We start from the raw sequence: 25,465 nt of genomic DNA on the forward strand, positions 1-25,465 counted from the left end.
TCCGATCTCGAGGTTCCCCCAGCTACCGCTGGGGGAACCTCGACTGCGGGCGCGTCGTGGCCGATCGCGCAGTTCCCCGCGCCCCTGCGGGGCGCGGTCTGTCGGCACGATGTCGGCGCACTGTCGGCAGACTGTCGGTGGCCCCTGCCACCCTCGTGGGTATGAAGCAGAACGACATCGCCGTCGAAGTCCGCGGCCTGGTCAAGCACTTCGGGGAGACCAAGGCCCTGGACGGGGTCGACCTGGACGTGCGCGAAGGTACCGTCCTCGGGGTGCTCGGGCCCAACGGCGCAGGCAAGACCACCCTGGTCAGAGTCCTCTCCACGCTGATACGGCCCGACGCGGGCACCGCCCGCGTCGCGGGGTACGACGTGCTGTCCCAGCCCCGCGCGCTGCGCCGGGTCATCGGGCTGACCGGACAGTACGCCTCGGTCGACGAGAAGCTCTCCGGCCGCGAGAACCTGTACATGATCGGGCGGTTGCTCGACCTCTCCCGCAAGGACGCCCGCCGCCGGGCGGACGAGATGCTGGAGCGGTTCTCCCTCACCGACGCCGCCGGGCGGGCGGCCGGGCAGTACTCCGGCGGTATGCGCCGCCGGCTCGACCTGGCCGCCTCCATGATCGGCCGGCCCGCGGTGCTCTACCTCGACGAGCCCACCACCGGCCTCGACCCGCGCACCCGCAACGAGGTGTGGGGCGAGGTGCAGCGCATGGTTGCCGAGGGCAGCACCGTGCTGCTCACCACGCAGTACATGGAGGAGGCCGAGCAGCTCGCCCACGAGCTGACCGTCGTCGACCGCGGGCGGGTGATCGCGGGCGGCCGGGTCGACGACCTCAAGGCCAAGGTCGGCGGCCGCACCCTGCAGATCCGTCCGGCCGACCGGGCCGAACTGCCGCGCATGGCCGAGGCGGTGGCCCGCGCCGGGCTGGAGGGCATCGCCGGTGCCACGCCCGACGAGGCCGAGGGCGTGGTGAACGTCCCGATCGTCAGCGACATGCAACTGACCGCCGTCCTCGGGATGCTGGCCGAGCGCGGCTTCGTCATCGCCGGCATCAGCACCCATCTGCCCAGCCTCGACGAGGTCTTCCTGGCCGTCACCGGCCAGAAGGCGTCGTCCGCCCCCGTCCCGCACGACCGCACCGACACACTCCAGGAGGCCGCCGTATGAGCGCGGCAACGATCACCGCGCCCGCACCGGCGCCCGCCCGCGAGCCCCGCATCGGCCTGCGCGGCAACCTGCGGCACATCTCGGCGCTCGTGCGCCGCAACGCCCTGCAGATCAAGCAGGATCCGGAGTCGATGTTCGACGCCGTCCTGATGCCGATCATCTTCACCCTGATGTTCGTGTACGTCTTCGGCGGCGCCGTCGCGGGCAAGGGCAACCAGGACGCGTACGTCAACTACCTGGTGCCCGGCCTGATGGCGACGATCGGCCTGAACATCGCCATGTCGGTGGGCACCGGCATCAACGAGGACTTCCGCAAGGGCGTGATGGACCGGTTCCGGACGATGCCCATCGGCCGGTCGTCCGTGCTCATAGCGAAGATCGTGGTCGAGAGCGGCCGGCTGATCGTCTCCACCGCCATCCAGCTCGGCGTGGGCTTCGCCATCGGGCTCACGATCAAGACGTCCGTGCTGCACCTGCTGGCCGCCGTCCTGCTCGGCATGGCGTTCAGCGCCTCCCTGATGTGGATCTTCATTCTGCTGGGCCTGACCATGAAGACGGCGCAGGCCGTGCAAGGGGTCGCCATGCTCGTGCTGATGCCGCTGCAGTTCGCCAGCTCGATCTTCGCGCCGACCAGCACCATGCCGGGCTGGCTGAAGGCCTTCGCCGATTACAACCCACTGGCCAACCTCGCCGACGCCTCGCGCAACTTCATCAACGGCGGGCCGGTGGCCCACTCGGTGTGGATGGTGCTGGCGTGGTCGGTGGGCATCACCGCCGTCACAGCGCCGCTGGCGGTCGCCAAGTTCCGCAAGAAGACCTGACCGACGCCATGACGTCAGACGAGGGCGGCCGCCTCCGCAGGGGAGAGACGGCTGCCCTCGGCGCGTCCGCGCTCGTAGGCCTGCTCACCGAGGGCCGCACGGACCAGGGACTCCGTCCGCTCCCGGATCTCCCGCTCGTGCACGGCGACGAAGAAGCCGGGCGGGCGCAGCGCCGTGGCCGCGCTCATCAGACGGGCAGCGGTCAGCGCGTGCTCCTCGCCGCCCAGCACGGCGTGGGCGTGGGCACCGTGCAGCATGTTGATCACCCGCATCTGCGGTGCGATCAGCGAGCCGAGCGGGTCGTCGGCCTTCCCCAGCGCCGTGCGCACCCTGGGCAGCGCCTCCGCCGGGCGGCCCTCCAGGGTGTCGATCCACGCGAACAGCCCGTTCAGCAGCCCCTCGAAGAGCGCCACCGCCCGCCCCTCGAACTCGTCGAAGAGCTCCGTGAGCAGCTTCCGCGCCTCGCCGGTGCGCCCCGTGCGGCCGAGCAGGACACCGAGGTTCAGCCGGATGAAGACGGTGGCGTCGCCGTTGAACCGCTCGGCCTCCGTGAGGACTTCGCGCAGGACGCTCTCGGCCTCCTCCGCGCCGATCTCCTCCAGCTCCATCAGCACCTCGGTGAGCCGAGCGCGCAGCAGGCACACCTGCCCCTCCGAGCCGAGCGCCCGGACGTGCTCCATGGCCTCCCGGTAGTCCGCGGCCGCGGCCGCGAACTCACCGCGCCGCTCGCGCGCTTCGGCCCGTCCCGCCAGGGCCTCGGCCACGCCCCAGGAATCCTGGATCCGGCGGAAGATCTCCAGGCTCTCGTCCGCGTCCTGCGCGGCCTGGTCGGTGACGTCGTTCAACAGTTTGGCCCGCATCTGGAGGGCGTTGGCCAGCTCCCAGCCGTAGCCGAGGCCGCGGCAGCGCTCCACGGCCGCGTCGACGATCCCGTAGAGGTCGTCGGCGGAGCCGGTCAGGAGCGTCGCGTAGAACCACATCCAGCCGGGGTTGCGGCAGTTCTGCGGCTGTCCCTCGCCGTACGCCGTGACGATGTTGCGCAGAATCCGCTGCATCCGGGGGGAGCCGAGCTCCCGCATGTCGGAATCGTTGCAGCCCAGACCGATCAGCCGCACCCCGCGGCGCGCCTCCTCCAGCAGCTCCGGCGACATGGGCGGGGGCGCGTCCGTGCAGCCGACGAGCAGCGGCGGGGCGGGGGCGACGGGCTCCGCGAAGGGGTCGGGGCCCAGGACGGCCACGGCCTCCGCCCAGTGGCGGCCGTCGCTGCGGTGGTCGCGCAACTGCCAGAACCAGCCGAGGGAGTGCACCAGGCACAGGGCCTCCTGCTCGTCCCGGGTGGCCACCGCGTGCCGCAGGGCGGTGCGCATGTTGTCGTGTTCCAGCTCCAGTCGCTCCAGCCACTGCCGCTGTCCGGGGCCGCGCAGCAACGGGTCGGCGGTACGGGCCAGTTCGCGGTGGAAGACGAGATGGCGACGCATCGTGGAGGCGTGCTCCCCGGCCTCGTGGAGCCGCTCGGAGGCGTACTCCCCCACGGTCTCCAGCAGCCGGTAGCGCATCTCCCCGCCGGCCGCGGGGGCGGCGACGACGAGGGACTTGTCGACGAGCGAGCCGAGGTGGACTGCGACGTCCGTACCGTCCCCGCCCTCCGCGCACACCTCCTCCGCGGCCTCCAGACTGCAGCCGCCCGCGAACACCGACAGGCGGCGCAGCACGGCGCGTTCGGGCTCCGTGAGCAGGTCCCAGGACCAGTCGACGACCGCGCGCAGGGTCTGCTGGCGGGGCAGGACGGTGCGGCTGCCGGAGGTGAGGAGGCGGAAGCGGTCGTCGAGGCGGTCGGCGATGCCGCGCGGGGTGAGCATCCGCAGCCGGGCGGCGGCCAGTTCGATGGCGAGCGGCAGCCCGTCCAGGCGGCGGCAGATCTCGGCGCAGGCCTCCGGGTCGTCCGCGACCCGGAACCCCGGGCGGGCCGCCGCGCCGCGCTCGGCGAGCAGCCGCAGGGCGACGGGGTCGGGCAGCGGCTCGACGGGGCGCACCAGTTCGCCGGGCACGGCGAGGGGCTCGCGGCTGGTGGCCAGCACCGTGACGCCCGGGCAGTGCGCGAGGACGGTCTCGGCGAGGCGGGCCGCGGCGTCGACGACGTGCTCGCAGTTGTCCAGGACGAGCAGCATGCGGCGGCGCGCGCAGAGCTCGGCGAGCCGCTCGACGGGGTCGAGCAACGCCGCGTCCGTGGCGGCCCGCAGCCCCTCGGAGGCGGTGCTGCGCACCACGGTCTCGCGCGCCCCGAGCGCGGTGAACACCGCCTCGACGACGTCCTCGACGGTCCCGCCCTCGTCGACGGGCGCGAGCTCGGCGAACCACACACCGTCGGGCCAGCGCCCGTCCGCCTGCGCGGCGGCCTCGGCGGCCTCCTGCGACAGCCGCGTCTTCCCGGCGCCACCGGGCCCGAGCAGGGTGACGAGCCGGTGCGCGGCCAGGTCGCCACGGATGAGGTCGAGATCGCCCTCGCGCCCGACGAAGGAGGTGAGACGGGCACGGAGGTTGCCGGTTGGCCTGCCGCCGGCTGCGCCCGACGTCACCGGTGCGGGGTGCGCCCCGTCAGGGGCGCGGGACTGTGCTGCATCATGCGGCTCCGCCGCGTGGGCGCGACCAGCCACATCCGACCCGCAGCCGTCGGACGCCGGAGCGAGCAACTCCGCGTACAGCGCGCTCAGTTCCGGCCCCGGGTCCGCACCCAGACGGTCCGCGAGGGCGAGACGTATCTCCTCATAGGCGGCCAGCGCCTCCGCGGAGCGGCCGGCTGCCCGCAGCGCCCGCAGGCGAAGGGCCTGGAGCGGCTCGTCCAAAGGATGTGCCGCACAGAGCTCGGAGAGCTCCGGCAGTACCACGTGGCCCAGTGCAACGGCCACCGCCAGGCGGGCACGGTGCGCCTCGTGGCGACGGGCCTCGCAGCGGGCCGCGAGGCCCGTGCGGCCGCCGGGGAGATCCGCGAGGGCGGGCCCGCGCCAGAGGGCGAGCGCGTCGTCGAGGAGGGCGGCCGCCTTGGCAGGGTCACCGTCGGCGAGGGCCCGGTCGCCCTCGTCCGCGAGCCGCTCGAAGCGGTACAGATCGACGTCGTCCGGCTCGGCGCACAGCCGGTAGCCGCCGGCCGCGGAGGCCACCGCCTCCCGGCCCAGCACCCGCCGCAGCCGCCCCACCAGCGCCTGCAGCGCCCCCGCCGCGTCGGCGGGCGGATCGCCGTCCCACACGTCGTCGACCAGCGCCGCCACGGTCGCCGTCCGCCCGGGCCGCAGCGCGAGCGCGGCCAGGAGCGCGCGCAGGCGGGCGCCGCCGAGGGCGACGGGGTCGCCGTCGTCGGTATGGGCCTGGGTGGTGCCGAGAATGCCGTAACGCACGGGCCCATTCTCCCCCGGCCCGCACCGGGGGCCACGACATTTTCCCCGCCCGACGAAGTACCGTCTCCCGGTACACCATCGGTACGTCCACCCCAGGAGCACAGAACATGGCATCCCCAGCGGCCCGCGGCGAAGGACGAGTGAGCCCCGTCTTCCTCGCCCTCGTCGCCATCATGGCGGTCTCCATATGGGCGGTGTGGACCGACTACGCGGCCAGCCCCGGCTTCGGCGTCTTCCTGTTCATCGTCTCGGCCTGGCTCGTCTCGCTCTGCCTGCACGAGTACGCGCACGCGCGCACCGCCCTGCACGGCGGGGACATCTCCATCGGGGCCAAGGGATATCTCACCCTCAACCCGCTCAAGTACACGCACGCCCTGCTGAGCATCGTGCTGCCGGTGATCTTCGTCATCATGGGCGGCATCGGCCTGCCCGGCGGCGCGGTCTTCATCGAGCGGCACCGCATCAAGGGGCGCTGGAAGCACAGCCTGGTCTCGGCGGCCGGCCCGCTGACCAACGTCGTCTTCGCGCTCGTCGTCACCGCCCCGTTCTGGCTGGACGCGATGGCCGGCGTGCCGGACAACTTCCGCTACGCGCTCGGCTTCCTGGCCCTGCTCCAGGTCTCGGCGGCGATCCTGAACATGCTGCCGGTGCCCGGCCTGGACGGCTACGGCGTGATCGAGCCCTGGCTGTCGTACAAGATCCGCCGCCAGGTCGAGCCGTTCGCCCCGTTCGGCCTGCTCGCCGTCTTCGGCTTCCTGTGGATCCCCGAGGTCAACCACGCCTTCTTCGACATGATCGACGCGATCCTGCGCGCCCTGGGCGTCAGCGCGTGGGACACCTACTGGGGCCAGGAGCTCTTCCGCTTCTGGCAGGGGACGCCGGACATTCCGGGGCTGGGCGCCCCGTAAGGGGCGCGGGGAACTGCGCGACAAGCCACGAACCACCCGCAGCCGAAGCACTAGGTACGAGACCCGATCAGGGCCCGCAGCTGCTCGACGCGGGCGTGGACGCCGTCGTCCACGGGTGCGCCGGACGGGGACTCGCCGTGGCGGCACGTGCGGCAGAGCCCGCCGGGCAGCGCGTCGGGCCACCCCGGGATGCCGCAGCCGGTGCACTCCATGATGCGGAGGGGCGCGGCTGCGGCCGGAACCGGCTCGGGCGGCATCTTGTCGGTGAGCCGCTTGCGGGCGAGAGCGCCGGGGCAGTGGACGGGGTCGGGGAGCCCGCTGGTGAGCGCTTGGGCGAGCTGCGGCGCGGGCACGCCGCGGGCCAGCCACTCGGCGGCCAGCGGCTCCAGGGCCGCACACTCGGCCGCGGAGAGGGTCATGCGGGCGTCGGCGCGGCCGAGGGCGGCGAGGGCGGAGTAGGCCTGCGAGTGCCGCGGTGGGGCGCTCGCTGGTGCGGGTGAATCGGTGTCGGTTCCGGGCACGTCGCCCGCGAGGAGCTGTTGCCACCAGGCGTCGCCGCGGGGCGTGCGGGAGAAGTAGGTGCGCTGGACCCACTGCGTACGGTCGCCACCGAGGCGCTCGCGGATGCGGCGCAGGTGACCGGCTTCGGAGAGGGCCTTGAGGGCGGTGGCCACGGCCTGTTGGCCGTAGGCAGCGATCTCTCGGGCGAGGGTCTTGATGTCCATGGCGGCGCCGTCGGGGAGCCGGTCGATGTGCGAGGCGATGGAGGCCTCGCGGGCCGGGAGGTGCGCGAACGTGGCGGCGGTGCGGGGGTCTTGGCCGGGGGCGGAGTGCTTTCCGTAGCCAGGACGGGCCATGGGGGGAGGCGCGACAGCGCTAAGGTAGGCGTCAGCCATGGGATCGGTTCCTCAAAGTCGCGATCTTGATGGTCAGGCCCCTGTTCGGTGTTGGAGCACCGGCGGGGGCCGTTTTTCGTGTTGTTGCGCACGCTACACGGAGGCTGCGGGCCGTGACGGCCCGCTTGCGAAATGTCATCCGCACGTGTACACGCGGGAGTTGGGAGGGTGGGTGGGCTTAACAACCCACCATTCCTTGAACAGAGCGCTCGGGTCTCGACGCCCGAAGCTCGGGGTACCCCATACGTGGGCTCAACTAACGGATATCCCACCGGTGTTGCGTCCCACCCCTAAGCTCCGGAAGGAGGTTGACGCCTTGAGGGAACGAGGGGGCCGCGCATGGCGCGACGAGCACGCGAACTGAAGCCGGACCGATCGGCCCGGGACCTTTTCGGAGCGGAGCTCCGTCGCCACCGGGAACAGGCGGGCCTGAGCCTGGAGCAGCTGTCTCAGGTCATCCGCTACAGCCGCAGCCACCTGGCACGGATCGAGGCGGCGGAGCACTTGCCACCACCGGGGCTGGCCGAGGTACTGGACGCGCACTTCGGCACCGGGAAACTCTTTGCGGCGATCTACAAGATCGCCCTACGCGAAGCTCATCCGGCGGGGTATCACCGACAGTTGGAACTGGAAGCGAAGGCTCGGTCCTTCAAGGAGTACGCGGGATGCTTCATCCCAGGCCTGATGCAGACGGAGGACTACACCCGCACTCTCTTTCGCACCAGTGATCCCGCGCGGTCGGAGGACAAGGTCGAGGAGATGGTGGCACTCCGCATGAGCCGCCAAAAGTTGCTGCGTACTGATCGACCGCTGGAAGTCTCGTACATCATCGACGAGGCGGTGCTACGGCGACCCATCGGAGACAACGACATCTGGCGCGCACAATTGACAGCCTTGGCCGCGGCCGCCGCCAGCCGGAGCATCCTCGTACAGGTTCTCCCTTTCGGGCATGGCCAACACCCCCTTATGGGCGGGCACTTGATGCTGCTCACCTTTGGCAACGGCACGACGTTCGCCTACGAGGAAGGCATCACGAAGTCCGTGCCTCTGGACGATCCGGTCCTCATCGCCCGCCACCGCCGCGCGTACGAAACGCTCAGCGCGTGCGCTCTTTCGCCGAGCGACTCCGCGGCATTCATCCAGACCGTCATCGAGGAGCTCCCGAAATGAGCATGGCCTAGACCCCCTCCACCACAAGGTGGGTCAAGTCCAGTTTCTGCAACGGCGACGGCGCCGGCTGCCTCGAATGGGCCCCCGCCCGAATACCCACCGGCACCGTCCCCATAAGGGACAGCAAAACCGCCCCGCACGGGACAGCCCTCCTCATCCCGGCCACCGCGTGGCAAACGTTCGTCACCGCCATCAGCGCAGGCGCGCTGCACTGATTCCCTCATGCGGACACTTCCACCGGCACAAATCTTCAGCCAAAGCCGCCCCGACAGTAGATTCGCGCCGGCAGATCGCACCAATACCACAACTCGCGTCGCCCGCCACGGTAGTTGAACCGTAAGCAACAGCGGCGGGCGCGTTCCGATGTCAGAAACCAACGCGGTACAGCTCACGTCACGTTGGTTTCCGACACCGGAGTAAACCGGCAACAGAAACCCCGAGTTCTACGTCCAGGAATTCAGGGTTCCTGCTGTCGGAGGCGTCCACTCCGCATGACAGAAGGTGCAGCCGTCCCAGAAAGGGAGCCCGGTGAGCACACGGTGCCTGACACAGGAGGCGAGGGCAGCCTCCTCCGGTGCAGGGAAGGAGCCGAGCCCGCCGGCCGGCGTGGCGGGGTCGTACGCCTCGACCATGGTCCGGAACGTCTCCAGGTACTTCGGCGCATAGGGCGGTTCGTAGGCCAGCTCGTCCCAGCGGTGCCGACTGAGAGCGAGGTCGGTAACACGAAGCGCGAAGTCCTTGGCCGCTTCCTGCTCTTGAGGTGACGGCCCCCAGTCGATGTCCTCAAGGTCGAAGCCGACGTTGCCGCGGCCCATGAGGTTCTGGTCCTGCAGCGCAATGAGGGAAGCAAAGCGGTAGTGCCAGGGCTCGTCGGCGAGGTCGGAGACGGCGAGCGTGAGCACATCCACGAAGACGGCGGTACCGCCGTTGGACATGGAGAGGCAGTGATCGCCGCCGTCGAAGCAGTTGCCCATCACACCACCCTCACATGCTCGGCCAAGTCGGGCTTCGCCCTCTCCCATCCCGACACCGGAGTCAGCCTGTCGGCATGCTCCTCGCATGCGCCTCTCGCGCTTCGGCCCACATGTCGGCGTACTCGGAGGCAATGGATTGCAGCACCCCGCCGCCTCGCGCAACGAGGACCATGGCCACGGAGATGAAGCCGCCGGTCAAGGACCTCAAAGCCCGGTTGTTCGAGTCCTGATAAGTCTTGACGAGGCTGTCCACGAAATCGACGAATGCCGAGAACTCGATCTCGCACTCGTCCTCCACGATGGGGCCGAGGCCGGAGCCCTGCCCAACCAGGCGGGACAGCACGTCGGCTTGCCCCAGGAAAGCCCTGGCGACGGAATTGGACGGGTTCCAAAGATCTTCCTCGCCAACCTGGAAATAGCAGCTCACTCCGCCCGCCTCCCCTTGACGTCGAACGCGGGCGAGATGCCCTGGAACGTGGAGTGGATGTCCGACCCCGCTCCACGGACCCCGGACGCCGCCGTCGCCGTGGGGTACCGGCTCCCCCTACCGCCCCGCGGCGGCCTGCTCGGCGGCGCGGTCGTTCTTCGCCTTGCGGACGTAGTACCAGGCGATGTTGGACGAGACGCCGAGGAGCAGGATCCAGATGATGCCGAGCCAGCTGCCCTCCACGAACGAGACGACGGCCGCCGTGAGCGCTAGCGCGCAGGTGACGAGGGCGTAGAGGGCGAGGCGGGGCATGTCGGCTCCTGGTCCGGGGCGGTACGTGTCCGGTCATTGTCCCCCATTGCACCCTGCGGGTCGTGGGTGGCTGGTCGCGCAGTTCCCCGCGCCCCTTACGGGGCGCGGTACACGCGCAGAGCCCCTTACACGTCCGTGATCCGCAACCCCGCGTGGGCCTTGTAGCGGCGGTTCACCGAGATCAGGTTGGCGACCAGCGCCTCCACCTGGTGGGCGTTGCGCAGCCGGCCCGCGAAGACGCCGCGCATGCCGGGGATGCGCCCGGCCAGCGCCTGCACGATGTCGGTGTCGGCGCGCTTCTCGCCCAGCACCATCACATCGGTGTCGATCTCCGCGATCTCCGGGTCGGAGAGCAGCACGGCGGACAGGTGGTGGAAGGCGGCCGTCACCCGCGACTCCGGCAGCAGCGCGGCGGCCTGCTCGGCGGCGCTGCCCTCCTCCGGCTTCAGCGCGTAGGCGCCCTGCTTGTCGAAGCCCAGCGGGTTGACGCAGTCGACGACGAGCTTCCCGGTGAGCTCCTCGCGCAGCGCCTCCAGGGTCTTGGCGTGCCCGTCCCACGGCACCGCGACGATCACGATGTCGCTGCGGCGCGCGCACTCCGCGTTGTCGGCGCCCTCGATGCCCAGGCCCAGCTCGGCCGCGGCCGTCTGCGCCCGCTCGGCGGCGCGGGAACCGATGATCACCTGCTGCCCGGCCTTGGCCAGCCGGTAGGCCAGGCCGCGGCCCTGGTCGCCGGTGCCACCGAGGACGCCGACCACCAGGCCGGAGACGTCGGGAAGGTCCCAGGGGTCCTTCGCGGGAGCCTTCTTCGCAGCGGCGTCCGCACCGTTCGCACCATTCGCACCATCAGAAGTAGTCATGACAGCGATACTGTCACGATCGGGTGAGGACCGACGCAACCGGCCATCCGCGCGCGGCCGTTGCGGCAGGATGCGGGGCCATGGACGCCGTACGGGTCGCGCTGCTGCGGGAAGTGCTCGCCGGGACCGAGTGGCTGCAGGACACGCGCCGCTTCGCGGGGGTGCTGCGCACCTCGGTCGCCCGCGACGACGGCGGCCTGCTGCTGGTGGGCACGGCGGAGTACGAGCCGTGGCACCTGGCGGCCCACCTGGACGACGAGGCGGCCTGGTCCGGCCTGTCCCGGCTGTCCCCCACGCTCGTCCGGCACCGGGTCCCGCCGCGCAGCCCGGCCCATCTGTCCGTGGGCCTCGGCCGGCTGGAGGCGGCGCGGCGCGGGGAGACGGTGCTGGTGGTGGCGGAGGGCGGGCCCGGGGCGGGCCTGCTGGAGCGGGTGCACGACGCCCGGCGCTGCGGGGCGACCGTCCTCGCGCTGGACGACGCCGAGGAGGGCCCGGACACGGACCTGCACGCCCTCGCCCACGACGCCCTGTCCGTGCCCGCCTCCTCGGTGATGGACCTGGACATGGTCCAGCACCTGGTCAGCGCGGCCGCCGGGGAGAACAGCCCGCCGCCGGGGCACGGCCGGCGCTTCCGGGACCGGCTCTCCCGGCTCGCGGAGCAGCTGACCGCCCCGCCGCCGACCCGGTGGTGAACGGGACCGGCACGGAAAACCGTTTGCAGCGCTTCGCCCCGTCGTACGACCATCGTCCCTCGTGACCGACGACGACCATCCCCCTCATTCCGGGCGCCTGCGAGCGCTCCTGCCCGACCTCACGCCGTGGCACGCCTCCCGCGACTTCCGCCGCATGTGGCTGGCGGGACTGGTGACGGTCTTCGGCACCTTCCTGACCTTCGTGGCCGTCCCGCTGCAGCTCAAGGAGCTGACCGGTTCGACGCTCGCGGTGGGTGCGGTGGGCGCCGTCGAGCTCGTCCCGCTGATCGTCTTCGGGCTCTACGGCGGCGCACTGGCCGACGCCCTCGACCGCCGCAAGCTGATCCTGTGGACCGAGCTCGGGCTGACCGCCCTGAGCGCGCTGCTGCTGCTCAACACCCTGCTGCCGCACCCGATGATCTGGCCGCTGTACGTGGTGGCCGCGCTGACCAGCGCGCTGACCGGGCTCCAGCGCCCGGCCCTGCACGCGATCGTGCCGCGCATCGTCGCGCACGACCAGCTGCCCGCCGCCATCGCGCTCAACTCCATGCGCTGGCAGCTCGGCGCGATCGCCGGCCCGGCGTTGGCGGGCGTGCTCGTCGCCTACGCCGGGCTGTCGTTGGCCTACGGGCTGGACGTGCTGTCGTACCTGGTCTCCGCAGCCCTGATCGCGACCCTCGCCCCCTCCCCCGCCTCGCACGACGCCGAGAAGCCGTCGCTGCGCGGCATCCTGGAGGGCGGCCGCTACGCGTGGAGCCGCAAGGAACTGCTGGGGACGTACGCCATCGACCTGACGGCGATGTTCTTCGCCTTCCCCACGGCGGTCTTCCCGTTCCTGGCCGACGAGCTGCACGCCCCCTGGGCGCTGGGCCTGATGTACGCGGCCGGCGCCGTCGGCTCCCTGGCGGTCAGCCTGACCAGCGGCTGGGCCGCGCGCATCCACCGGCACGGCCGCATGGTGGTCCTGGCGGCGGCCGGCTGGGGCGGCGCCATGGCGATGGCGGGCTGGATGCACAACGTCTGGCTGGTGCTGCTGTTCCTGGCCGTCGCGGGCGGCTGCGACATGATCAGCGGCCTGTTCCGCTCCGCGATGTGGGACCAGACGATCCCGGACGAGCTGCGGGGGCGCCTGGCCGGCATTGAGTTGCTGTCCTACTCGGTGGGCCCCCAGCTGGGCCAGGTCCGTGCGGGCGGCACGGCCGCGCTGACGAACGTGCGCACCTCCGTGTGGGCAGGCGGCCTGGCGTGCGTGGCGGGGGTGGGCCTGCTGGCACTGTCCCTGCCGAAGCTGCTGTCGTACGACCAGCGCACGGACCCGCATGCGGTGCGGGCGCGCGAGGCGAAGCTCGCCACGGCGGCCTGACCGGTGCGGGGCCGGGCCCGCCGTCGTCGGCTGGCGGGTTCGCTGTGCTTGCTCGCGCAGTTCCCCGCGCCCCTTATGGGGCGCCGCCCCCGTCGCCCGGTTCGTCCCGCCACCGCGGGTCCTCCCGCCACTCCTCGTTCCGCTCGCGAGCGGTCTCCATGGCATGGGCGGCCTCCTCCCGCGTCCCGTAAGGACCAAAGCGGTCGGCGGCCCGGCACTCCGGGCCCTCCTCCACCGTGCCGTGCTTCAGGCAGTAGTAGTACTCGCCCGGCTTGCCGGCCGTACGCCTCTTGAACAGTGCCATCACGGGTCTCCTCTCTCCGCTCATGCTCCCCGACGGGCCGTGACTACACTCGCAGACATGTCTGGCCAGTCACTTCTTGTCCCGGGGAGACTCTCCCCCACCCGCTCCGTCCCCTCCTCGATCCCGCGTCCCGAGTACGTGGGCAAGGACGCCCCGACGCCGTACACCGGCCCCGAGGTGCAGGACGCCGACACGATCGAGCGGATGCGCATCGCCGGCCGCATCGCCGCACAGGCGATGGAGGAGGCGGCCAAGCACATCGCCCCCGGCGTGACCACGGACGAGCTGGACCGGGTCGCGCACGAGTTCATGTGCGACCACGGCGCGTACCCCTCGACGCTCGGCTACCGCGGCTTCCCCAAGTCGCTGTGCGCGTCGATCAACGAAGTGATCTGTCACGGAATCCCCGACTCGACCGTGCTGCGCGACGGCGACATCGTCAACCTCGACGTGACGGCCTTCATCGGCGGCGTGCACGGCGACAACAACGCCACATACCTGTGCGGCGACGTGGACGAGGAGTCCCGTCTGCTGGTCGAGCGCACGCGCGAGGCGCTGAACCGGGCGATCAAGGCGGTCAAGCCCGGGCGCCGGATCAACATCATCGGCCGGGTCATCGAGTCGTACGCCAAGCGCTTCGGCTACGGCGTCGTCCGCGACTTCACCGGTCACGGCATCAACTCGTCCTTCCACTCCGGCCTGATCGTCCCGCACTACGACAGCCCGCACCACGACACCCTCATCCAGCCGGGCATGACGTTCACCATCGAGCCGATGCTGACGCTGGGGACGTACGACTACGACCTTTGGGAGGACGGCTGGACGGTCGTCACCAAGGACCGCAAGCGGACGGCACAGTTCGAGCACACGCTGGTGGTCACGGAGACGGGTGCGGAGATTCTGACGCTGCCGTAACTCCTGCGGAGCGGCGGGGCGGCCGATAGGGTTTTACCGACAGCACGTCGGGAACACATTGACTTAGGTAAGCCTAAGTAGGAAGAATCGGCCTTCCCGCACCCCCGTCACCGGAGGTCCGTCTTGGACGCCCCGTTCTCCACCGTCATCCGCACCGCCTCCCACGAGCAGCACACGGAGGCCGAGAACTCCTCCTTCATGAGCGACATGCTCGGCGGCCGGCTGGGGGTGGAGGCCTACCGCCGCTACACCGAGCAGCTCTGGTTCGTCTACCGCGCCCTGGAGTCCGCGTCCGCGGCCCTCGCGGCCGACCCGGTGGCCGGCCCGTTCATCCGCCCGGAGCTCGCCCGCACCGCCCAATTGGAGCGCGATCTGACCCACTTGGGCGGCCCGGACTGGCGGACGGGCCTGCAGCCGCTGCCCGCCACGGCGGCGTACGCGGCCCGCATCGAGGAATGCGCCCGCACCTGGCCCGCGGGCTACGTGGCCCACCACTACACGCGCTACCTCGGCGACCTCTCCGGCGGCCAGATCATCCGCGGCACGGCGGAGAAGACGTGGGGCTTCGCGCGCAAGGGGGACGGGGTGCGCTTCTACGTCTTCGACGGGATCGGCAACCCTGCGGCGTTCAAGCGGGAGTACCGCGAACTGCTGGATGCGCTGCCGGTGGACGAGCTGGAGAAGCAGCGGGTGGTGGAGGAGTGCCGGCGCGCTTTCGCGCTAAACACTGCCGTGTTCCAGGCGTTGGGGCGGGAGTTCCCCTTGAGCGCGTAGCGCCCCGAAGGGGCGCGGGGAACTGCGCGATCGGCCACCGACGGCCTGCGGCCGACACGCCAGCCCGGGACTTCGACTGCGGGCGCGTCGTGGCTGGTCGCGCAGTTCCCCGCGCCCCTGACGGGGCACGGACAGAGCCTCAGCCCCGTACACCTCCCCGGCGCCGCGTCGCGTACACGGCCGCCCCGCCCGCCAGGGCGAGGGCGCCCGCTGCGCCCAGCAGCGGACCGGTCGAGGCACCCGTTTCCGCGAGCTCCGCCGCGCCCGAAGTCGCCGCCGGAAGCGTCGCGTTCTTGTCCACCGACACCGTCACGTTCACCGGGTCGAGGTCCTGGCCCTCCTTGTACATGCCGCCGAAGGCCTTCGCGCCCTGCGCCGTCAGCGTCGCGGGAGCGGCCGGCACGGACACCACGCCGTCCTTGGCCTTGAGTGCGTCGGCCGACAGCTTCAGCTTCGCGAGCGGCATGTCGTCCGTGTCGACGACCTTCCCGCTCGACCGCTCCTTCGCCGAGACGTCGGCGTACAACGTGCCGGACGTGCCGTTCGCCTTCACCTTGAGGTCGCTGAGCTTCAGGTCCAACTGGCCCTCGTGGCCCGTGAAGCGGACGGCGCCGTCGAAGGCGGCGTCGAGGACGGCCGTGCCCGCATCGTACGAGCCGTGGCCCTTCGGGAAGCGGTAGCCGTCGCCCGACTGCCCGGCGCCGCCCGAGACTTCGGCCTTGCCGCCCGCCACCGGGCCGGTGACGTAGTCGCGGAAGGACTTCTTCACACCCCAGTCGAGATTGCCGTCCGCGATGGTGCCAAGAGCGGGCGCAGCCGGTTCCTTCCTCTCCTTCGCGGGCTCGGCGCTCGCCTTCGGCTCCGGAGATTCCGGCTTCGGCTGCGGCTGCGGCTTCTCCTTCTGCCCGCCGCCGTCCCCGCCGCCCGCCTTCACCGACAGCGTCGCCGCGTCCAGTTCCTGCCCCTCCTTGTAGAAGCCCTTGAACGCCTTCGCCCCGTCCCCCGTCAGCTTGGCCGGTATCTTCGCGAAGGTCATCGCGCCGCCCTCACCGCCGCCCGGGCGGACGGCGGACAGGTCGAGCGAGGCGATCGCGACGTCGTCCTGTGTCGCACCGCCCGCCGTCGTCACGTCTGCGGTGATGCTGCCGGACGTGCCCTGCGTCTTCACCTTCACATCGGCGAGCTTGATGTCGAGTTCCCAGGACTTGTCCTCCTTCTGGTGTCCCAGGAAGCGGACGCTGCCCTTGAATGTGGTGGCGACGGCGTGCGTCGCCATGTCGTACGAGCCCGTGCCGCCGGTGAAGGTGAACGGACCGCCGCCGTCCGCCTGTCGGGCCCCGTCGGCGGCCTCGATTCTGCCGCCGCCGATCGGACCGGTGACGTACTGGCGGAACGACTCCTTCACGCCCCACTCCAGGGTGCCGTCCTTCAGCGGCATCCCCTTCGGGGCGGCACCCTCGCCCGCGTGGGCCGCGGGAACGGTCAGCGTCATCGCGCCCAGCGAGACGACGGCCGCGTAGGCGAGGCGGCGAAGTGCGGTGACGGTCATGGTCGGTTGTCTCCTTGATCGGTGGTGGACTTGCGCCTGCGGAGCACCGCGAACATCACGGCTGTCAGGGCCAGGACGCCCGCGCCCGCGGCGGCGACGGGAAGTACGGGGAAGAGGGACGGGGAGGGGGACGGAGTCGAAGGCGCGCTGCCCAGGTCCGGGAGTGGCGGCAGGGGCGCCCCCGTCACCAGCGGCACCGCGAGCGAGACCGGATCCATGTCCGTCCCCTCCCGGTACATCCCGCCGAACACCCCGGCCCCTTCGGCGGTGAGCTTCGCCGGGGCCTCGGTGAGGACGGCGAGGCCGTCCTTCCGCTTCAGGCCGGTGGCATCGAAGGTGACCAGCGGTCTGCCGCTCGCCGACAGCGTCCCCTTGCCGTCCTTCACCGTCACCCGGACCGCGCTCAGCGCGAGGTCGAGGTTCTTGCCCGTGAAGCGCAGGGTGCCGGCGAAAGCGGCGTCGAGGGCCGTACCCCCGGCGGTGTACGTGCCCTTCCCGTGCGGGAAGCGGAAGAGCGCACCGCCGTCCTGAGCGCCGTCGGCCGGCGTCCAGGAGCCCTGGGCCACCGGGCCCGTGACGTACTCGCGGAAGGTCCGACGGATGCCCCAGTCGACGGCGGCGCCCGTGAACTCACCCTTTTCCGCGGGTTTTTCGGACGGCACAGAGGACGGTGACGACGCGCCCTTCTCCGCGATGTCGGCGGAGAAGCTCACCGGGTCGAGCGCCGTGCCCTCCCCGTAGTACCCCGCGAACGCCTTCGCGCCCTCCGCCGTCAGCCTGGCCGGGACGTCCGTCAGACTGACGGCCGTCCCGCCGCCGCGCAGGTGCGTACCGGACAGGTCGAGCGCGGCCAACGGCACATGGGCGGCCGTCACGGCCTTGCTCGTGACGTCGGCGTAGAGGGTGCCGCTGTCGCCGGAGATGCGGACGGCCGGACTGCTGACGGTGAGGTCGAGTTCGTGGGTGCCGTCGGGTTTGCGGTGGCCGGTGAAGTGGACTCCGCCGGAGAAGCCCGCCTCGAAGGTGCCGCTGTCCGGCGCGTAGGTGCCCTTGGCCGTGTGGAAGCGGAAGCGGCTCTCGCCGACCGTTGCCGCGCCGCCCTGCAGGTCCCAACTGCCCTGGGCGATCGGCCCGGTGACGTAGCTCTGGAACGAGGCCTTGATGCCCCAGTCCAGGCGGCCCCCCGACACCTCACGGTTCGGCGAACCCTCCGCCCGGGCGGCCGGGCCGGCAAGAACCGTCGCCAGCGCCAGCGCCGCGAGCAACACCGCCACCGGGGCGCGGGCAGGTCTGGACGGCAGCATCGAGGAACCCCTCTCGGCAGTGGCGATTTAGGTAAGGCTAACCTAAGCTACAGCTCAGCCGAGTGGAACCCTCCATTCGGAAGGATCCGTACCGGAAGGCGGGAACGTGTCCCAACGTCGGCCTGTGGGCGTGCAGTTGGCGCACGCCTCACGCCTCCTCGGCGTCCTCGCGGGCCTCGCCGCCCTCGCCGCCGTGCTCACCGGCTGCGGTCCGTCGGCAGGCGGCACGTCCGCCGACGAGCCGCACCGCCAGACGGCGGCAGCCGACCGCGTCGAGCCGCTCACGGACGCGCCGCCGCACCCGCAACTCCCCGTGACCGTGCGGTCCGCCGACGGCCGCGACGTCACCGTGCGCAGCACGGACCGGATCGTGCCGCTGACCGGCTCGCTCGCCGAGACCGTCTTCACGCTCGGGTTCGGCGGCCACACCGTGGCCCGGGACGTCACCGCCACCTTCGAGCAGGCCCGTCACCTGCCCGTCGTCACGCGGGCGCACGACGTCTCGGCGGAGAGCGTGCTCTCCCTCCGGCCCACGCTCGTCCTGGCCGAGACCACGACCGGCCCGGCGGAGGCCGTCGAACAGATCCGGGCCGCCGGGATTCCGCTCGTCGTCCTCGACCCGGCGAAGCGGCTCGGCGACGTGGGGACCCGCATCGACAAGGTGGCGGCCACGCTCGGAGTGCCCGACGCCGGGGCGCAGTTGCGCAAGCGGACGGAGCAGCGCATCGAGGCGGCGCGCGGACGCGTCCCGGGGAGTGGTACCACGGACAGGCCGCGGGTCGCCTTCCTCTATCTGCGCGGCCCGGCGTCCGTCTACCTCCTCGGCGGCCCGGGCTCGGGCGCGGACTCGCTCGTCGAGGCCGCGGGCGGTGTGGACGCGGGCAAGGAGTCGGGCCTGACGAGGGACTTCACGCCCATCACCAGCGAGGCCCTGGCCAAGGCGGCGCCCGACGTCATCCTCGTGATGACCAAGGGCCTCGCCTCGGTGGGCGGCGTCGACGGCCTGCTGAAGATCCCGGGCGTCGGCCAGACGCCCGCGGGCCTCGACCGCCGTATCGCCTCGGTCGACGACGGCGTCCTGCTGAACTTCGGCCCGCGGACGGATGCGGTGGTCGCTTCGCTGGCCGGGCAGATCCACGCGAAGGGGAAGTGACGTGGCCCGGCCGGTGATCGCCGCCGTCATGGGGGCCGCGCTGCTCGCGCTGTGCCTGCTGTCCGCGGGGCTGGGGGCCTACGACATCCCCGTCGGGGACGTCGTCGGTTCGCTCCTGCACCGCGCCGGGCTCGGCGGTGCCGCACTCGACCGCGTCGGCGAGAGCGTGCTGTGGAACGTACGGCTTCCGCGCGTCGCCCTCGCCCTGCTCGTCGGGGCGTCGCTGGGGTGCGCGGGCGCGCTGATGCAGGGCGTGTTCGGCAATCCGCTCGCCGAGCCCGGCGTCATCGGCATCTCGGCGGGCGCCGCCGTCGGGGCGGTCGCCTCGATCGCACTGGGCCTGTCGTTCCTGGGGACTTGGACGGTCACCGCCTGCGCCTTCGCGACCGGCCTGGGGACCGTGCTGCTGGTGTACGTGCTGTCGCGCTCGGGCGGCCGCACGGAGGTGGTGACGCTGATCCTGACCGGCATCGCGGTGAACGCCTTCGCGGGCGCGCTCATCGGGCTGTGCGTCTTCGCCGCGGACACCGCGCAGATCACGCAGATCACCTTCTGGCAGCTGGGCTCGCTCGCCCAGGCGACCTGGCCGAAGGTGCTGGCCGTCCTGCCATGTGCCCTGGGCGGGCTGGCCGTTGCGCCGTGGTACGCGAGGAAATTGGACCTCCTCGCGCTCGGCGAACGGCCCGCGCGGCACCTCGGAGTGGACGTGGAGCGGCTGCGGCTGGTGCTGATCCTGGTGGTGGCCCTGCTGACGGCGGCCGCGGTGGCCGTGGCGGGGATCGTCACGTTCGTGGGCCTGCTGGTCCCGCACCTGCTGCGGATGGCAGCGGGGCCGGGGCACCGGTTCCTGGTGCCGGGCAGCGCGGTTGCCGGTGCCCTGGTGCTGGTGGGCGCGGATCTGGCGGCCCGGACGGTGACGGCACCGGCGGAGCTGCCGCTCGGGGTGCTGACGGCGTTGTTCGGGAGCCCGTTCTTCTTCTGGCTGTTGAGGAGGACGCGGCGGAGGCAGGGGGGTTGGGGGTGAGGGTGCCCCGCCCCGTAAGGGGCGCGGGGAACTGCGCGACCAGCCACCGACGGCCTGCAGCCGACGCACAGCCCCCGGGACTTCGACCGCGCGCACGTCGTGGTTGGTCGCGCCCACGCGGCGGAGCCGCATATGTAAACAGCCCCGCGCCCCTTACGGGGCGCAGCCCCTACCAGGAGATCACCCCACATGCTCGAAGCACGCAACCTCACCGTCCGCCGCAGCGGACGCACCGTCCTCGCCGACATCGACCTCACCCTCGCCCCCGGCGAGGTGACGGCCCTCGTCGGCCCCAACGGCGCCGGAAAATCGACCCTCCTCGCCGCCCTCGCGGGCGACCTGCCCGCCGCCTCCGGCGAGGTCCGCATCGCCGACCGCCCGGCCGGCGCCTGGCCGCCCCGCGAACTCGCCCGGCACCGCGCCGTGTTGCCGCAGGACACCACGCTCTCGTTCCCCTTCGCCGTCGCGGACATCATCCGCATGGGCCGGGCCCCCTGGGCCCGTACCCCCGCCGCGGCCGAGGACGACGAGGCGGTGGCGGCCGCCATGACCGCCACCGAGGTCACGACCTTCGCGTCCCGCCCGTTCACCGCGCTCTCCGGCGGTGAACGGGCCCGCGTCGCCCTGGCCCGCGTGCTCGCGCAGCGCACCCCGCTCGTGCTGCTCGACGAACCGACCGCCGCGCTCGACCTCCGGCACCAGGAACTTGTCCTGCGCGTCTGCCGCGAACGCGCCGCGGCCGGGGACGCCGTGGCCGTCGTGCTGCACGACCTCGGTCTCGCGGGCGCCTACGCCGACCGCGTGGCCGTGCTCCAGGCCGGCCGGATCGTGGCCGACGGGCCGCCTTCCGAGGTCTTCGAGCCCGTCCTCCTGAGCCGGGTCTACGGGCAGCCGGTCGACGTCGTCGATCTTCCGGGCGCCGCGGGCCCGTTGGTGGTGCCGCAACGCCCACAGCGAAATCCGGCCACATGAGACCAGCGTCACACCATCCCGCGGTAAAGAGAAAGGCAAGCCTCAGATAAGTTAGGGCGGCCTAAATAAGGCCATCCGTCCCCTTCGACCATGCCTGGAGTCCTTCGCATGCGAGCCCTCCGCTCCTCCGCAGCCGCCGCCGTCGCGGCCCTCGCGGCCCTGACAGCCGTGTCCGGTTGCGCCCAGAAGTCGGAGGGCAAGAACGGCAAGAACACAGCGGCCGTGAAGGTCACCGCCACCGACGACAAGTGCGAGGTCTCGAAGACCTCGTTCCCGGCCGGGCACGTCACGCTCGCCGTCGAGAACAAGGGCTCCAAGGTCACCGAGGTCTACGTCTACGCGCCGGACGACCGGATCGTCACCGAGCGCGAGAACATAGGCCCGGGCACCAAGGCCGACATCACCGCGACGATCAAGGCCGGTTCGTACGAGATCGCCTGCAAGCCCGGTATGAAGGGCGACGGCATCCGCCAGAAGATCACCGTGACCGGCGGCGGCGCGCAGCAGAAGAGCAACCCGGAGCTGGACAAGGCGGTGGCCGAATACCGCCGTTACGTGCAGGAGCAGGCCGACGAGAGCGTCGCGGCGGCGCAGAAGTTCGCCGACGCCGTCAAGAGCGGCGACCTCGACGCGGCGCAGAAGGCCTACGCGCCCTCCCGCACCGGCTGGGAGCGCACCGAGCCCGTCGCCGAGTCCTTCGGCGACATCGACCCCAAGGTCGACGTCCGCGAGGACGGCCTGGAGAAGGACCAGAAGTGGACCGGCTGGCACCGGCTGGAGAAGTCCCTCTGGCAGGACAAGAAGATCACTGACGACGACAAGGCCCTCGCCGACCAGCTGATGAAGGACCTTGAGGACTGGCGCAAGCGCGTCGGCACCGCCGAGCTCACCCCGACCGGCATGGCCAACGGCGCCAAGGAACTCCTCGACGAGGTCTACCGGAACAAGATCACCGGCGAGGAGGAGCGCTACAGCCACACCGACCTCGACGACTTCGAGGCCAACGTGGAGGGCGCCGAGAAGGCCTACGGGCTCCTCAAGCCCGTCGCCGCCCAGCACGATGCCGCGCTCGTGCAGGAGTTGGACAAGCAGTTCGACGCCGTGAAGAAGGCGCTCGACGGCTACCGCGAGGGCGATGGCTTCAAGTCCTACGACACCGTCGGCCAGGACGACCGCAAGAAGCTCTCGGACGTGGTCAACGCCCTGTCCGAGCCGCTGTCCAAGCTCGCCGCGGCCGTCGCGAAGTAGGGCCGGGGACACCATGACCGACAAGACTGTTTCCCCCTCCCGCCGCGCCCTGCTCGGCTGGGGCGGCGCCGGCCTCGCCCTCGGCGCGGCCGCCGCGGGCGGCACTGCCGCCGCCCTGCGGCTCGGCGACGGTTCGCAGCCCGCCGCGTCCGCCGGTGACGCCGTGCCGTTCCACGGCGCCCACCAGGCCGGCATCGCCACGCCCGTCCAGGACCGGCTGCACTTCGCGGCCTTCGACGTGACCACCACCGACCGGGGCGCGCTCGTCGCCCTGTTGAAGGAGTGGACGGCCGCGGCCGCGGCAATGACCGCGGGGCGCGAGGTCGGGGACGGGGCGATCAGCGAGAACGAGGAGCTGCCGCCGGACGACACCGGCGAGGCCCTCGGCCTCAAGCCCTCCCGGCTGACGCTGACCTTCGGTGTGGGCCCGGGCCTGTTCGAGAAGGACGGCAAGGACCGCTTCGGGCTCAAGTCCCGCCGTCCGCAGGCCCTGATCGACCTGCCCGCCTTCCCCGGCGACAACCTCGACCCGGCCCGCAGCGGCGGCGACCTGTGCGTCCAGGCCTGCGCGGACGACCCGCAGGTCGCGGTGCACGCGATCCGCAACCTGGCCCGCATCGGCATGGGCCGCGTCGCCATCCGCTGGTCCCAGCTGGGCTTCGGCAAGACGTCCTCGACGACGCCGGACGCCCAGACCCCGCGCAACATGATGGGGTTCAAGGACGGCACCCGGAACATCGCCGGCACCGAGACCGCGCGCCTGGACAAGCACGTGTGGGTGAGCGGGAAGGACGGCCCGGACTGGCTGGCCGGCGGCTCCTACCTCGTCGCGCGCCGCATCCGGATGCACGTCGAGACCTGGGACCGCGCCTCGCTGAAGGACCAGGAGGACACCTTCGGCCGCACCAAGGCCGAGGGCGCCCCGCAGGGGAAGCAGCGCGAGCACGACGAGCCCGACCTCAGGGCCATGAAGGACAACGCGCACGTGCGGCTGGCCCACCCGGACAGCAACAACGGCGTGACCATCCTGCGCCGCGGCTACTCCTTCACCGACGGCACGGACGGCCTGGGCCGCCTGGACGCGGGCCTGTTCTTCATCGCGTACCAGCGCGACGTCCGGGACGGCTTCGTTCCGCTGCAGCGCCGGCTCGCGGCGAAGGACGCCCTCAACGAGTACATCCAGCACGTGGGTTCGGCGGTCTTCGCCGTCCCGCCGGGCGTCCGGGACAAGGACGACTGGTGGGGCCGGGCCCTGTTCGCGTGACCGACGACGGCAACTGCACAGACGGCAACTGCACGGAAGGGGACGCCGCGTGTTCGGCAACTACCTGATCGGCCTGCGCGAGGGCCTGGAGGCCAGCCTGGTCGTCTGCATCCTCGTCGCCTACCTGGTCAAGACCGGGCGGAAGGACGCCCTGACGCCGGTCTGGACCGGCATCGCCGCCGCGGTGCTGCTCAGCATGGGCTTCGGCGCGGTGCTCCAGTACGGCTCGCAGACCATGACGTTCGAGGCGCAGGAGGCGCTCGGCGGCTCGCTGTCCGTCGTCGCGGTCGGCCTGGTGACGTGGATGGTCTTCTGGATGCGGCGCACCGCGCGGCACCTGAAGAAGGAGCTGCACGGCAAGCTGGACGCGGCGCTGGCGATGGGCACCACCGCGCTCGTCGTCACGGCCTTCCTCGCCGTCGGCCGGGAGGGCCTGGAGACGGCGCTGTTCATCTGGACGGCCGTGCAGGCCACGGACGACGGTGTACGGCCGCTCGTCGGCGCCCTGTTGGGGCTGCTGACGGCCGTGGTGCTGGGCTGGCTGTTCTACCGCGGTGCACTGAAGATCAACCTGGCGAAGTTCTTCACCTGGACCGGCGGGATGCTCGTCGTGGTCGCCGCGGGCGTGCTCGCCTACGGCTTCCACGACCTGCAGGAGGCCGGCATCCTGCCGGGCCTGGGCAACAGGGCCTTCGACGTCAGCGAGCAGGTGCCCGCCGACAGCTGGTACGGCACGCTGCTGAAGGGCGTCTTCAACTTCCAGCCCGACCCGACCTGGCTGCAGGTCGCGGTGTGGGCGCTGTATCTGGTGCCGACCCTCGTGGTGTTCTTCATGCCCTCGCGGGCTGCTGTGCTTTCCCGGGGGGCAACCCCCGGACCCCCGGCCGGAACCACGGGCCAGAAGGACCTCCCCGAAACGTCAGCGCAAGGGTGACGTGGGTAAGGTTGCGCAGCCGTCCCCTGCCGCAACCGAGGAGTCCACGCACCATGAGACGCCGGCCGCCACGTCGGGTGTTCGGAGCCCTGCTGTCGCTGACGGTGCTCGCGACGACAGCGACCGGGTGCATGACGGTGCACGGCGAACGGGCGGTCATCCCGGCGGCGTCCAAGGCTGAGGCCGCCGAGGTCCTCAAGCACTTCACCGACGGCTACACCGACGCGTACCGCAGACTCGACCCGGCCCTCGTGGACCGGGTCGAGACCGGTGCGCTGGCCGAGATAGGCCGGGCCGACCTGGCCGTCCAGCGGGCGGCGACGCCCGGCGGCAACCCGGGCTACCCGGCGCTCGTCCTCGACGACGCCCGTTTCACGATCCCCAAGATGGCCGGCTGGCCGAAATTCTTCGTCGCCGACACCCACAGCAACCGCGACGGCAACCGCTGGCTGGTGGTCTTCACCCGGTCCGGTGCCGGAAAGCCGTGGAAGGCGGCGTACCTGTCGCTGCTCGCCGACGGCAAGGTGCCGGCCTTCGCGACGGACGCCGACGGATACGCGCAGGCCGTGCCGACCCGCGACACGGACGGGCTCGCCGCCGCCCCCGGCGCGCTGAGCAGGGCGTACGCGGACTACCTGCGCACCGGCACGGGCTCGGTCCTCGCCGACGGCCCGGCCACCTCGGGGCTGCGCGCGGACCGCGCGCCGCTGGCCCGTACCCCCAACTTCTGGACCGAGTTCATCGACACGCCCGACGAGGCCCCCGGCTTCCCGTCCCCGGCCCTGCGCACCAAGGACGGCGGCGCGCTGGTGTTCGTCACCGCGCACCACCGGGAGAAGCGCACCATGGCGCAGGGCGTGACCCCCACCGTCTCCGACGCGCGCACGAAGGCGCTGCTGACGGGCGAGCTGAAGACCGCGGTGACGTTCACGCGGGTCTCGGAGTCGGCGGTGCAGGTGCCCGCGAGCGGCCGGGCCGTCTTCCTCAACCGGATCGAGTCACTGACCGCGGCGAAGGGCGAGTAGGGCGTGGGCGCCCCG

The 25,465-nt window shown here is 71.7% G+C and carries 24 protein-coding genes and 1 pseudogene; 16 read left to right on the forward strand and 9 right to left on the reverse strand.

The genetic code is table 11. The features are described from left to right. Window positions 1–161 precede the first annotated feature (161 nt). Window positions 162–1,169: an ATP-binding cassette domain-containing protein gene (locus ACWD4B_RS24160; RefSeq protein WP_451422701.1), complete on the forward strand. Its 1,008-nt coding sequence runs from the start codon at window positions 162–164 to the stop codon at window positions 1,167–1,169. Beyond that, window positions 1,166–1,990 (forward strand): ABC transporter permease, encoded by an 825-nt coding sequence (locus ACWD4B_RS24165; RefSeq protein WP_451422702.1) that lies wholly within the window; start codon window positions 1,166–1,168, stop codon window positions 1,988–1,990. The genes ACWD4B_RS24160 and ACWD4B_RS24165 overlap by 4 nt, the downstream gene beginning before the upstream one ends. A 14-nt stretch (window positions 1,991–2,004) precedes the next feature. Here ACWD4B_RS24165 and ACWD4B_RS24170 read toward each other — a convergent pair whose 3' ends face one another. Beyond that, window positions 2,005–5,382 carry an ATP-binding protein gene (locus tag ACWD4B_RS24170; protein WP_451422703.1) on the reverse strand — a complete coding sequence of 1,126 codons (3,378 nt, stop codon included), beginning with the start codon at window positions 5,380–5,382 and terminating at the stop codon, window positions 2,005–2,007. A gap of 107 nt (window positions 5,383–5,489) precedes the next feature. Between ACWD4B_RS24170 and ACWD4B_RS24175 the strand changes: the two genes are divergently transcribed. Further along, complete coding sequence (locus ACWD4B_RS24175) at window positions 5,490–6,290, forward strand: site-2 protease family protein (protein WP_451422704.1); 801 nt, start codon at window positions 5,490–5,492, stop codon at window positions 6,288–6,290. A gap of 50 nt (window positions 6,291–6,340) precedes the next feature. On the opposite strand, the gene ACWD4B_RS24180 is transcribed toward ACWD4B_RS24175, so the two are convergent. After that, complete coding sequence (locus ACWD4B_RS24180) at window positions 6,341–7,147, reverse strand: hypothetical protein (protein ID WP_451422705.1); 807 nt, start codon at window positions 7,145–7,147, stop codon at window positions 6,341–6,343. A gap of 378 nt (window positions 7,148–7,525) precedes the next feature. Between ACWD4B_RS24180 and ACWD4B_RS24185 the strand changes: the two genes are divergently transcribed. Then, complete coding sequence (locus ACWD4B_RS24185; RefSeq protein WP_451422706.1) at window positions 7,526–8,356, forward strand: helix-turn-helix domain-containing protein; 831 nt, start codon at window positions 7,526–7,528, stop codon at window positions 8,354–8,356. Between the two features lie 86 nt (window positions 8,357–8,442). Continuing rightward, window positions 8,443–8,571 (forward strand): annotated as a pseudogene (locus ACWD4B_RS24190) (DUF397 domain-containing protein); the annotation flags it as partial. 228 nt (window positions 8,572–8,799) lie between these two features. On the opposite strand, the gene ACWD4B_RS24195 reads toward ACWD4B_RS24190, so the two are convergent. The 4 genes from ACWD4B_RS24195 to npdG form a co-directional block, all read right to left on the reverse strand. Then, window positions 8,800–9,330 carry a hypothetical protein gene (locus ACWD4B_RS24195; RefSeq protein ID WP_451422707.1) on the reverse strand — a complete coding sequence of 177 codons (531 nt, stop codon included), beginning with the start codon at window positions 9,328–9,330 and terminating at the stop codon, window positions 8,800–8,802. A 61-nt stretch (window positions 9,331–9,391) separates the two neighbouring features. Next, on the reverse strand, window positions 9,392–9,757 hold the full coding sequence (locus ACWD4B_RS24200) for a DUF6086 family protein (RefSeq protein WP_451422708.1): 366 nt from the start codon (window positions 9,755–9,757) through the stop codon (window positions 9,392–9,394). A gap of 117 nt (window positions 9,758–9,874) precedes the next feature. Further along, window positions 9,875–10,069, reverse strand: coding sequence for a hypothetical protein (locus ACWD4B_RS24205; protein ID WP_336414620.1), 195 nt, complete (start codon window positions 10,067–10,069; stop codon window positions 9,875–9,877). Between the two features lie 125 nt (window positions 10,070–10,194). Continuing rightward, the gene (gene npdG, locus ACWD4B_RS24210; RefSeq protein ID WP_451422709.1) at window positions 10,195–10,929 is read right to left on the reverse strand and encodes an NADPH-dependent F420 reductase; all 735 of its coding nucleotides are present in this window, start codon (window positions 10,927–10,929) and stop codon (window positions 10,195–10,197) included. A gap of 80 nt (window positions 10,930–11,009) precedes the next feature. Here npdG and ACWD4B_RS24215 point away from each other — a divergent pair, with 80 nt between their 5' ends. Both ACWD4B_RS24215 and ACWD4B_RS24220 read left to right on the forward strand, forming a co-directional pair. After that, window positions 11,010–11,621 carry a hypothetical protein gene (locus ACWD4B_RS24215; protein ID WP_451422710.1) on the forward strand — a complete coding sequence of 204 codons (612 nt, stop codon included), beginning with the start codon at window positions 11,010–11,012 and terminating at the stop codon, window positions 11,619–11,621. Between the two features lie 61 nt (window positions 11,622–11,682). Next, window positions 11,683–12,984, forward strand: coding sequence for an MFS transporter (locus ACWD4B_RS24220; protein WP_451422711.1), 1,302 nt, complete (start codon window positions 11,683–11,685; stop codon window positions 12,982–12,984). A 73-nt stretch (window positions 12,985–13,057) separates the two neighbouring features. Here the strand turns inward: ACWD4B_RS24220 and ACWD4B_RS24225 are convergent, their stop codons facing one another. Next, window positions 13,058–13,288, reverse strand: a complete 231-nt coding sequence (locus tag ACWD4B_RS24225) for a hypothetical protein (protein WP_451422712.1) — start codon at window positions 13,286–13,288, stop codon at window positions 13,058–13,060. 57 nt (window positions 13,289–13,345) lie between these two features. Between ACWD4B_RS24225 and map the strand changes: the two genes are divergently transcribed. Beyond that, window positions 13,346–14,203, forward strand: coding sequence for a type I methionyl aminopeptidase (gene map / locus ACWD4B_RS24230; RefSeq protein ID WP_451422713.1), 858 nt, complete (start codon window positions 13,346–13,348; stop codon window positions 14,201–14,203). A 123-nt stretch (window positions 14,204–14,326) separates the two neighbouring features. Then, window positions 14,327–14,977 carry a biliverdin-producing heme oxygenase gene (locus tag ACWD4B_RS24235; RefSeq protein WP_451422714.1) on the forward strand — a complete coding sequence of 217 codons (651 nt, stop codon included), beginning with the start codon at window positions 14,327–14,329 and terminating at the stop codon, window positions 14,975–14,977. A 139-nt stretch (window positions 14,978–15,116) separates the two neighbouring features. Here ACWD4B_RS24235 and ACWD4B_RS24240 read toward each other — a convergent pair whose 3' ends face one another. Then, window positions 15,117–16,526, reverse strand: a complete 1,410-nt coding sequence (locus ACWD4B_RS24240) for an HtaA domain-containing protein (protein WP_451422715.1) — start codon at window positions 16,524–16,526, stop codon at window positions 15,117–15,119. Next, entirely contained in the window at window positions 16,523–17,830 is a 1,308-nt protein-coding gene (locus tag ACWD4B_RS24245; RefSeq protein WP_451422716.1) for an HtaA domain-containing protein, read from the reverse strand. The genes ACWD4B_RS24240 and ACWD4B_RS24245 overlap by 4 nt, the downstream gene beginning before the upstream one ends. A 106-nt stretch (window positions 17,831–17,936) precedes the next feature. Here ACWD4B_RS24245 and ACWD4B_RS24250 point away from each other — a divergent pair, with 106 nt between their 5' ends. From ACWD4B_RS24250 to ACWD4B_RS24280, 7 genes are all read left to right on the forward strand, one after another. Continuing rightward, window positions 17,937–18,983 carry a heme/hemin ABC transporter substrate-binding protein gene (locus ACWD4B_RS24250; RefSeq protein ID WP_451422717.1) on the forward strand — a complete coding sequence of 349 codons (1,047 nt, stop codon included), beginning with the start codon at window positions 17,937–17,939 and terminating at the stop codon, window positions 18,981–18,983. Then, window positions 18,934–20,007 carry a FecCD family ABC transporter permease gene (locus ACWD4B_RS24255; RefSeq protein ID WP_451422718.1) on the forward strand — a complete coding sequence of 358 codons (1,074 nt, stop codon included), beginning with the start codon at window positions 18,934–18,936 and terminating at the stop codon, window positions 20,005–20,007. Before ACWD4B_RS24250 ends, ACWD4B_RS24255 begins: the two co-directional genes overlap by 50 nt. Window positions 20,008–20,196: 189 nt before the next feature. Beyond that, on the forward strand, window positions 20,197–20,979 hold the full coding sequence (locus ACWD4B_RS24260; RefSeq protein ID WP_451422719.1) for a heme ABC transporter ATP-binding protein: 783 nt from the start codon (window positions 20,197–20,199) through the stop codon (window positions 20,977–20,979). A 108-nt stretch (window positions 20,980–21,087) separates the two neighbouring features. Continuing rightward, window positions 21,088–22,227, forward strand: a complete 1,140-nt coding sequence (gene efeO, locus ACWD4B_RS24265; protein ID WP_451422720.1) for an iron uptake system protein EfeO — start codon at window positions 21,088–21,090, stop codon at window positions 22,225–22,227. Window positions 22,228–22,240: 13 nt separating this feature from the next. Further along, on the forward strand, window positions 22,241–23,491 hold the full coding sequence (efeB, locus tag ACWD4B_RS24270; protein WP_451422721.1) for an iron uptake transporter deferrochelatase/peroxidase subunit: 1,251 nt from the start codon (window positions 22,241–22,243) through the stop codon (window positions 23,489–23,491). Between the two features lie 49 nt (window positions 23,492–23,540). Continuing rightward, window positions 23,541–24,425: an iron uptake transporter permease EfeU gene (efeU, locus tag ACWD4B_RS24275; RefSeq protein ID WP_451422722.1), complete on the forward strand. Its 885-nt coding sequence runs from the start codon at window positions 23,541–23,543 to the stop codon at window positions 24,423–24,425. A gap of 53 nt (window positions 24,426–24,478) precedes the next feature. Next, window positions 24,479–25,450, forward strand: coding sequence for a hypothetical protein (locus ACWD4B_RS24280; protein WP_451422723.1), 972 nt, complete (start codon window positions 24,479–24,481; stop codon window positions 25,448–25,450). Window positions 25,451–25,465 lie beyond the last annotated feature (15 nt).

Source organism: Streptomyces sp. NPDC002536 (assembly GCF_053594995.1).

Bases quoted from the DNA above. Each gene is read 5' to 3' on its own strand.
- ACWD4B_RS24225 (WP_451422712.1), bottom strand. From the start codon at position 13,288: ATGGCACTGTTCAAGAGGCGTACGGCCGGCAAGCCGGGCGAGTACTAC.
- ACWD4B_RS24280 (WP_451422723.1), top strand. From the start codon at position 24,479: ATGAGACGCCGGCCGCCACGTCGGGTGTTCGGAGCCCTGCTGTCGCTG.
- ACWD4B_RS24205 (WP_336414620.1), bottom strand. From the start codon at position 10,069: ATGCCCCGCCTCGCCCTCTACGCCCTCGTCACCTGCGCGCTAGCGCTC.
- npdG (WP_451422709.1), bottom strand. From the start codon at position 10,929: ATGACTACTTCTGATGGTGCGAATGGTGCGAACGGTGCGGACGCCGCT.
- map (WP_451422713.1), top strand. From the start codon at position 13,346: ATGTCTGGCCAGTCACTTCTTGTCCCGGGGAGACTCTCCCCCACCCGC.
- ACWD4B_RS24245 (WP_451422716.1), bottom strand. From the start codon at position 17,830: ATGCTGCCGTCCAGACCTGCCCGCGCCCCGGTGGCGGTGTTGCTCGCG.
- ACWD4B_RS24185 (WP_451422706.1), top strand. From the start codon at position 7,526: ATGGCGCGACGAGCACGCGAACTGAAGCCGGACCGATCGGCCCGGGAC.
- efeB (WP_451422721.1), top strand. From the start codon at position 22,241: ATGACCGACAAGACTGTTTCCCCCTCCCGCCGCGCCCTGCTCGGCTGG.
- ACWD4B_RS24215 (WP_451422710.1), top strand. From the start codon at position 11,010: ATGGACGCCGTACGGGTCGCGCTGCTGCGGGAAGTGCTCGCCGGGACC.
- ACWD4B_RS24180 (WP_451422705.1), bottom strand. From the start codon at position 7,147: ATGGCCCGTCCTGGCTACGGAAAGCACTCCGCCCCCGGCCAAGACCCC.
- ACWD4B_RS24175 (WP_451422704.1), top strand. From the start codon at position 5,490: ATGGCATCCCCAGCGGCCCGCGGCGAAGGACGAGTGAGCCCCGTCTTC.
- ACWD4B_RS24260 (WP_451422719.1), top strand. From the start codon at position 20,197: ATGCTCGAAGCACGCAACCTCACCGTCCGCCGCAGCGGACGCACCGTC.
- ACWD4B_RS24165 (WP_451422702.1), top strand. From the start codon at position 1,166: ATGAGCGCGGCAACGATCACCGCGCCCGCACCGGCGCCCGCCCGCGAG.
- ACWD4B_RS24240 (WP_451422715.1), bottom strand. From the start codon at position 16,526: ATGACCGTCACCGCACTTCGCCGCCTCGCCTACGCGGCCGTCGTCTCG.
- efeO (WP_451422720.1), top strand. From the start codon at position 21,088: ATGCGAGCCCTCCGCTCCTCCGCAGCCGCCGCCGTCGCGGCCCTCGCG.
- ACWD4B_RS24255 (WP_451422718.1), top strand. From the start codon at position 18,934: ATGCGGTGGTCGCTTCGCTGGCCGGGCAGATCCACGCGAAGGGGAAGT.
- ACWD4B_RS24195 (WP_451422707.1), bottom strand. From the start codon at position 9,330: ATGGGCAACTGCTTCGACGGCGGCGATCACTGCCTCTCCATGTCCAAC.
- ACWD4B_RS24160 (WP_451422701.1), top strand. From the start codon at position 162: ATGAAGCAGAACGACATCGCCGTCGAAGTCCGCGGCCTGGTCAAGCAC.